The sequence below is a fragment of the Protofrankia sp. Cr1 genome, from assembly GCF_963555865.1.
GTDB lineage: Bacteria > Actinomycetota > Actinomycetes > Frankiales > Frankiaceae > Protofrankia.
Genome location: NZ_CAUVXO010000212.1, coordinates 1 through 6,898 on the forward strand (window position 1 = coordinate 1; position 6,898 = coordinate 6,898).

Consider the following 6,898-nt stretch of genomic DNA (forward strand, 5'->3'; position numbering starts at 1 on the left):
CCCACGTGCTCCAGCACCGCGACCAAGCCCCGTGACCAAACCCAGGTGATCAAGCCAGCGTGATCAAGACCGAGGGAACCCGATGCACAGCTATGACGTCTTCCGGCAGTATGAGCGGCACCAGTGGCGGCTCACCGACCTCCCACTCGACCAGATCGATCGCGACCTGGTGCATCCCGACCACGTCGCGATGGCCCGCAGCGCGGTGATGGGCGAGGCCAACTCGATCGCGGCCCAGCACGGCTTCCTCAACGAATTCGTCGACGACTACGACTTCTCGGCCTTCGTGGCGATCTGGGGATACCAGGAGCTCCAGCACCATTACGCCTTCCGGGCCTGGCTTGCGGCCCTCGACGTCCCCGTCGACACCGCCCCGGTCGACGCGATGCGTGAACCGTACGCTCCCGGTACCACACCGGCCGCCACCCTGGCAACTAACATCGTCTCGGAACTGACGGTGAACCACGTCTACCGGGCACTGTCGGACTGGGTCACCGAACCGGTACTGAAAACAATCATGCGTACCGCCAGCCGTGACGAGGCCGCACACGCCCGTGAGTTCATCCACTTCACTCGTCAGCGGCTGGCGGCGCACCCGGACGAACTGCCGTCGGTTCTTGAGACGCTGCACGTCTACACCTCTGACGCGCGGATCAAGCATCCGGTGAGCGTCTTCAAGAGCGAGCTACCCGAACTTCTCGGCCACGAGACGATCGACACCGGGTTCGAGTTCTTCCTGCAGCAGGTTGCCGGCGACGGCGAGCTCGACCGCCTCCAGGTGAAGATCCGCCGGGCCTTCGGCACCCTGACCGGTCTGGACCTCGGCAGCGGCGCCCGCATCCGGCGGGCCCTGGCTGACTCGCTGGCATGACGCTCGCCGGCATGAACCAGCCACCCCCATCCCCCGAAGGAGCACTGATGTCCGTCAGCCATGAGCAGATCGTCGCCACGGTCACCGGGATCGTGACCGAGGAGCTGGGCCTTGCCGCCGCCGGCGTGGCCCCGTCCGCCGACCTGCGGTCGATGCAGGGCGCGGACTCGGTCAAGGTCCTCCGGATGATCGCCAGGATCGAGCGGCACTACGACGTCGAGCTGGATGACGAGGACGTCTTCGGTCTCTCGTCCATCAACGACGTCGCGCTGGTGGTCGCGGGTGCCCTCGCGCTGGATCCAGCGTGACGGCGACCACGGCGACCACGGCGACCAACGCGGCTGCCGCCCTCGCCGACACCAACCAGCACTACGACCTCGATCCGGAGATCTTCGGCCTGTTCCTGGACTCCTCCCGTAAGTACAGCTCCGGCCTGTACCGATCACCGTCGGACACACTCGCGCAGGCCCAGGTCAACAAGCTGCACTTCGTCGCGCAACGCCTCGGTCTGCGCGGCGGCGAGCAGCTGCTCGACGTCGGTTGCGGCTGGGGTTCGCTGCTGTTGTTCATGGCCGGTGAATACCGGTGCCAGACAGTCGGAATCAGCCCGGCGGGACGCCAGCACGCCTACATCCGTAACCGTTCCCACGAGCTCGGGGTGGCCGAGCGAGTCACCACCGTGCAGGGGCACTTCGAGGAGACCGACTTTCCCGCCGGCGGCTTCGATGCGGTGACGATGCTCGGATCGATCGTGCACATGCCTGATCTGACCGCTGCGTTCAGTCGGGCACGGGCGCTGCTCCGGCGCGGCGGCACCCTGTACGTGTCGGAGAGCTGCTTTCGTAACACGGCCGCCCACACCACGTTCCACCAGCGCGCCGGCACCCGGTTCGTCGGCGACGCCATCTTCGGCTGGGGAGACCTGCGGCCGGTGTCCGAGCTGGTCCGCGGTGCCGAGGACGCCGGCTTCTCCCTGACCAGCCTCGACGACCTGACCGGGGACTACCGGCAGACGATCGACGACTGGCTGACCAACGTCCGCGCCGCCACCGCCGACATCGAACAGATCAAGCCCGGTCTGGCGGCCCAGCTCGAACGCTACCTGGAAATCGCCAACGCGGGATGGGGATACACCACCAAGCACTACGCCCTGACGTGTCGGAAAGCCCGATGACCCCGTCAGGAGAAACGATGGCCGTCATGGACCCGACCGGCACCCCGCCTGCGTCCCGGCGGGAGGCAAGCCCGCTGCTACCCGCGGCCGACATCGAGCAGGCGGTGACGTCGTTCATGGCCGCCGCACCGACCGCGCGCCGTTTCGATGTCGAGACCGACTTCAGCTGGGACGCTGCGGACTGCGGGATGCTGACCGACGGGCAGCGGTCCGCGGTCCGCTTCATCACTATGATCGAGGACCACCTGCCCGGCTACTTCGCCCTCTACAACCAGCGCTTTCCACTGGACGACCAGGTCAGCCCCGAGGACTTCGTGCGCAACCGGGAGCTCTACCACTTCACGGTCCGCTGGGCGCAGGAAGAAGACAGCCACGCCCGCGCTCTTTTCCGCTACCAGGTAGCGTCCGGACTCGCCGAGCCCGAACAGCTGCGCCTGGATCTTGCCGCGGAAGGACGACGACCGTTCACTCTGCCCTACGAGCATCCGGCCTCGTACTTCGCTTACACCCTCGTACAGGAGAAAGCGACCCAGCTCTACTACCAGGGGCTACGCGCCGTTGTCACCGACGAGGTCCTACGGGAAATTCTGAACCGGCTCGGCCGGGACGAGGCCCGGCACTTCACGTTCATGGCTGACATGGTGGAACGTTACCTGCGCACCTACGGCGATGCCGCAGTGGAACCGATCCGGGACGTGATAGCGCAATTCCGGATGCCCTTGGCAGACACGATCAAGGGCTACTGGCGCTGGGCGCTGCGGATCGCAGACACCGCGCGTTACGATCATACCGACGCCTACGAACACCTGATCCGGGTGATAAACCACGCAGTCGATGCCCGCTCGGATCGTGTGAACGAGCTAACCCAGTTCATCGCTGCCTGCCGCACCACCACTTAGAGCCTGCCCGCTGGATCTTCCTTCCGACCCACCACGCCCGGGCTGCCGGCTGGGACCGACCGAATCATGCCACCCATCGTACCCGACAGGTTCGCGATGGGAGATGGAAGCGGACCGCGCCCACGAGGTAGTCATCCCACCGGCTCCTGTGGGCATAATCGTCGGCCGCGGCCGCGCTCTCGAACAGAATCGCCACCTCGGCGACACTGGACCGGTCGTTACCGGCGAAGCGGACAGCGGCGTATAACGGCTGGTCCGCCGTCGGCCCCGGCGGCGGATGCGCCGCCGGATGCGCCGCCGGCTTCGGATGCGGCTTCGGATGCGGCTCTGTGCTCATCGGCAACCCTCCCGATCGCTTGCCCGCCTGAGGCAACTGCGACAATCGATGAGCGGCCCGACGGCGTCATGCCTGTCCCACCGCCAGCGCACGTTCTGCCCATCACCCAACAGTCAACATTGCGGCCATGGCAGAATTCAGCACCTGTACCGGGCAGATTCCGAGCGCAACGCCGGCACAAAACCGGGTACGGGAACACGTAGAAGGCAGGTAGCTGGCAGGAACCTGGCAGGAAGCCGGCGGGAGCTGGTACCGAGGACGGTCCGCGCAGGTCACATGGAAGGGAACGACCGAACCATCCGATGGACACCGCCACTGTGCAACAGATTCACCACCAGCTCGTGCGGATACTCCGCCGCGGAGGCCGGCCCGCCGAGCTCATCACGTACACGCCGGAGTTCATCGACCTGGTCTGGCCCGCCGAGGTGGGCATGCCCCGCCAGACACTCCACGACCGCGCGATCCACACGCATCGCCTGCTCACCGCAGCCGTCGCAGCCCTGGACAAGCCGCACAGCGAAGCTACCGGGATCATGCTGTGTCTGTGGCCGGGCACCCTCGCCCTCACCCTCGACCAGCGCCGCGAACGAGCCGCCCGCCTCTTCGGCGTCCAACCGGGTACGTTCCGCCGGCCGGCCCACGAGGGGCACCTCCTGCTCAACCTTTCCCTGGAGATCTACCTACGCGTGCGGGACCGTCACGACCGGCGGCGGACGCACCCCACTGCGGAACACGGTGGCGTCCTCTGAGTAGCAGTTAAATAACAGCGTGCTACCAATCCGGTAGAATCACCAGACAGACGACCTGGACAACTGGTAGCTACCGTTCACGCGGGGATTGCCAGGACGGCGTAGAGCGACCACTATCGTCGCGTGCTATCCCATGACGAGGTGCTTGCCATCACCGACCCGGTCGAGCGGGCCGTCGTAGCAAACGATCTGATCTGGACCAACTGCGACCGACGTACATCATTGCGCACTGTACGTAGCCAGGCGCTTCGCGAAGCAGTTGAGTCCGGCCGGACAAGCCAGGAGATCGCAGAGCGGCTGCGCGTGACCGAAAATGACCTCACCTGGATGACCAACGGCACCGTGTCGACCCCGCGGGTCAGCGTCCGGGCAACCTGACCCCGGCCCAGGTCACGGACCGGTGGTCGACACCGGTAGAACACCACCATCGATCGCGCTCCATCCACCGCTTCGCGCTGCACGGGGACCTCGCTGTCCTCCGCCTTGCCGACCGCCTTCTTGATCATCGTGCACATCGACCACTATCCACCGGACAGGCCCTAGTCGTCGCCACGCAATCGGTCGGTTCCGACCTGGGGTGGGTCCGGCCGCCGGGCCGCCGGCCGGCGCAGCAGAACGAGCGAAAAGCCGTAGATGGCCAGGTAGCTGAACACCGCGGCAAGCGCAAGCGGGTCCAGCGACCCGGCAAAGGCAAAGGCAACCAGCAACAGGACGCCGCTGCCCAGCCCGATGAAAACAGATCGCGGTATATTTATGATAAACGAGCCAGAACGTCCGGGCACCATTTTATGCCGTTCCTGGAACAAAGCCGTCTCCGGTCGCGTGGCAGCACGGGCAAAAGCGGCACATCCACAGTCCAGCCAGGCCGCCGACGGCCCTGCGGAACACCGTGGACACACCTGGCTTCATATACCCCCTGGCCCGGCCGAAAAGCCTGTGAGCCCGATTCAGATCTCCTGTCCGAGCCGCCAGGCACGTTTTTCTTCGACACTGCGGAGCATACCGCGACGTGATGGTGACACACCGCATCGTCGCCGTGAAAAACGGTGGTCACGGCAATCATGCCAATAATTTCAATCCGGACATCGCCGTCGCGGCAATGCCGATGAATCGGGATGACGAGCGTCAGCTCGTCACCGACCGCCGTCCGCAGGCGGCGGCTTCGATGCCGGCGACGGGGATGTCGTGGCAGCCGGCGCCGGCGCCGACGCCGGCGCCGTTGCGCTGGGAGCCGGGGTCGCCGTGGCCGGATCAGATTCCGGCTTCTGGGTCGACGCGACCGGCGCCGGTGTTGGTGCCGTCGCCGGCGCTCCCGCATGGTCCGTGCCGCTGGTGGCCGACCCGCCCGCAACCGCGTCGGTGCTGGTGGCAGGCTGGGTGCCGGATGCGACCGGCTCATCGGCACGCGGCGTCAGTGCTGCGGCCGGGGCGAGCGCGATGCCCGGCGGAACGTCGATGACCGAGGCCGCCACATCACCTGCGGTGGCCGGCGGGACCGCGGCGTTGCCATACGGCGACGCGCCCACCACCACAGCGGCGATACCGGTGCTGGGCGGAGCGGCCTGCGTGCCGTCCGCGGTCACATAACTGATCGTCCCGCCCAGGACGGCGCCGATCACAGATGTCGCCAGAAAGACAGTTCCAAACATTCGCCCAGTTCCGTCGACCATCAGGGTCGATCGCTTCATCACAATGCACTCCTAGCTGACCGAAGGCGATATGATCATGCCCCTCTTCGCGGAGGCGACAGAATGATCGATCCTACCGGTATACCATCGACACCCACGATGCGGGCGATGTCGGGCGGGCCGGCCAACGTCGCCGGAACACCGAGGAGCGAGCTTTCGGTACTATCCGCCCCGGATTCCCGGAGCAGCCCGTCGAGGGAATCATAAACACCATATAACGGAATTTCGTGCCCGCTTTTCCAGACCACCTTCGGGCAATACATCGGTCGATTGTCCGGCGTCGGTGGCACTCCCGGCCGACCTTGCGATCAGCGCAGGATCACACCCACTGATCTGTCACGGGCGCCATATTTTCTCCGCTGTCTTCCGCGGAAGACAGCGGTCGGTGCCGCCGTGGCAATAGCAGGGCGCTGTCCCCGAACTCGTGCCAAAGGTAGCGCTCACCGACCGCCTCCTGGTAGGCCCGCCCCACGAGATCCACGCCGGCAACCGCCTCCAGCAGGAGCAGGTGCGAGGCGCCCGGAGCATGCCAACCGGTGACGAGGCCGCTGACAACCCGGGCCGGACGCTCCGGCCCGAGTACCAGATCCGTCCACCCCTGCCCGGCCCGCACCGTGCCGTCGGGCCGTGCGACCGTCTCCAGCGCACGGGTGACCGTCGTGCCCACCGCGACGACCCGCCGGCCCGCCGTCCTGGTCAGATTGACCAGCCGCGCGGTCGACGGCGGAACACGAAACGGTTCGGCCGACGGCGGTTCACCCTCCTGCGGTGAGGACACGCCGGTGTGCAGGGTCACCGGAGCCATCGATATTCCGGCAGCGATCAGGGACGTGACCAGTTCGGTTGTGAAGGGTCGCCCCGCACTGGGCATCTCCGCGCTGCCCGGGTCGTGGGCGAACACCGTCTGGTAGGACTCCAACGGCCACCGACCGGTCACGTAGCTATACGTGATGGGCCGGCCGTGCGTGGCCAGGAAAGCGCTTACGCCTCCTTCGACGTCAACCTGTGCCCGCCACAGCCGGTTACCCGCGACGCCGCCATCCACGCTGGCAACCTCGGAGCAGGGAGCCACAAGTGTCAGGGACGCGCCCGCGGGCAGGCTGACCTTCTCGTCTGCGACCGCGTCCCTGACCGGCCCCGTCGCCGGTCCCGGCGGGCGGAGTTCCACCACCCAGGAGCC

Annotated in this window: 10 protein-coding genes; 7 read left to right on the forward strand and 3 right to left on the reverse strand. The window is 66.5% G+C overall.

The window, feature by feature from the left end; translation table 11 throughout:
- The first annotated feature begins 82 nt into the window (after positions 1–82).
- The 4 genes from U9980_RS16430 to U9980_RS16445 are packed head-to-tail and all read left to right on the forward strand — an operon-like array spanning position 83 to position 2,944.
- Complete coding sequence (locus U9980_RS16430; protein ID WP_322768721.1) at positions 83–871, forward strand: ferritin-like domain-containing protein; 789 nt, start codon at positions 83–85, stop codon at positions 869–871.
- 47 nt (positions 872–918) lie between these two features.
- Positions 919–1,179, forward strand: a complete 261-nt coding sequence (locus tag U9980_RS16435; RefSeq protein ID WP_322750791.1) for an acyl carrier protein — start codon at positions 919–921, stop codon at positions 1,177–1,179.
- Entirely contained in the window at positions 1,176–2,045 is an 870-nt protein-coding gene (locus U9980_RS16440) for an SAM-dependent methyltransferase (protein ID WP_322768722.1), read from the forward strand. The genes U9980_RS16435 and U9980_RS16440 overlap by 4 nt, the downstream gene beginning before the upstream one ends.
- Before the next feature lie 17 nt (positions 2,046–2,062).
- A complete protein-coding gene (locus tag U9980_RS16445) occupies positions 2,063–2,944 on the forward strand; it encodes an acyl-ACP desaturase (protein ID WP_322750789.1) in 882 nt (293 codons plus the stop codon).
- Positions 2,945–3,008: 64 nt separating this feature from the next.
- Here the strand turns inward: U9980_RS16445 and U9980_RS16450 are convergent, their stop codons facing one another.
- Positions 3,009–3,281 (reverse strand): hypothetical protein, encoded by a 273-nt coding sequence (locus U9980_RS16450; RefSeq protein WP_322755103.1) that lies wholly within the window; start codon positions 3,279–3,281, stop codon positions 3,009–3,011.
- Positions 3,282–3,583: 302 nt separating this feature from the next.
- On the opposite strand from U9980_RS16450, the gene U9980_RS16455 reads away from it, so the two are divergent.
- Positions 3,584–4,030 (forward strand): hypothetical protein, encoded by a 447-nt coding sequence (locus tag U9980_RS16455; protein ID WP_322755104.1) that lies wholly within the window; start codon positions 3,584–3,586, stop codon positions 4,028–4,030.
- 123 nt (positions 4,031–4,153) lie between these two features.
- The gene (locus tag U9980_RS16460; protein WP_322750786.1) at positions 4,154–4,408 is read left to right on the forward strand and encodes a hypothetical protein; all 255 of its coding nucleotides are present in this window, start codon (positions 4,154–4,156) and stop codon (positions 4,406–4,408) included.
- Between the two features lie 161 nt (positions 4,409–4,569).
- Here the strand turns inward: U9980_RS16460 and U9980_RS16465 are convergent, their stop codons facing one another.
- Positions 4,570–4,815: a hypothetical protein gene (locus U9980_RS16465; RefSeq protein ID WP_322768723.1), complete on the reverse strand. Its 246-nt coding sequence runs from the start codon at positions 4,813–4,815 to the stop codon at positions 4,570–4,572.
- Positions 4,816–5,215: 400 nt separating this feature from the next.
- Here U9980_RS16465 and U9980_RS16470 point away from each other — a divergent pair, with 400 nt between their 5' ends.
- Positions 5,216–5,617, forward strand: a complete 402-nt coding sequence (locus U9980_RS16470) for a hypothetical protein (RefSeq protein ID WP_322768724.1) — start codon at positions 5,216–5,218, stop codon at positions 5,615–5,617.
- Positions 5,618–6,037: 420 nt separating this feature from the next.
- On the opposite strand, the gene U9980_RS16475 is transcribed toward U9980_RS16470, so the two are convergent.
- On the reverse strand, positions 6,038–6,898 hold an 861-nt coding region (locus U9980_RS16475; RefSeq protein ID WP_322768725.1), incomplete at its 5' end, for an S-adenosylmethionine:tRNA ribosyltransferase-isomerase.

Excerpts from the sequence above, each read along its gene's own strand:
- U9980_RS16430 (WP_322768721.1), top strand. The coding sequence starts at position 83 with ATGCACAGCTATGACGTCTTCCGGCAGTATGAGCGGCACCAGTGGCGG.
- U9980_RS16435 (WP_322750791.1), top strand. The coding sequence starts at position 919 with ATGTCCGTCAGCCATGAGCAGATCGTCGCCACGGTCACCGGGATCGTG.
- U9980_RS16445 (WP_322750789.1), top strand. The coding sequence starts at position 2,063 with ATGGCCGTCATGGACCCGACCGGCACCCCGCCTGCGTCCCGGCGGGAG.
- U9980_RS16450 (WP_322755103.1), bottom strand. The coding sequence starts at position 3,281 with ATGAGCACAGAGCCGCATCCGAAGCCGCATCCGAAGCCGGCGGCGCAT.
- U9980_RS16455 (WP_322755104.1), top strand. The coding sequence starts at position 3,584 with ATGGACACCGCCACTGTGCAACAGATTCACCACCAGCTCGTGCGGATA.
- U9980_RS16465 (WP_322768723.1), bottom strand. The coding sequence starts at position 4,815 with ATGGTGCCCGGACGTTCTGGCTCGTTTATCATAAATATACCGCGATCT.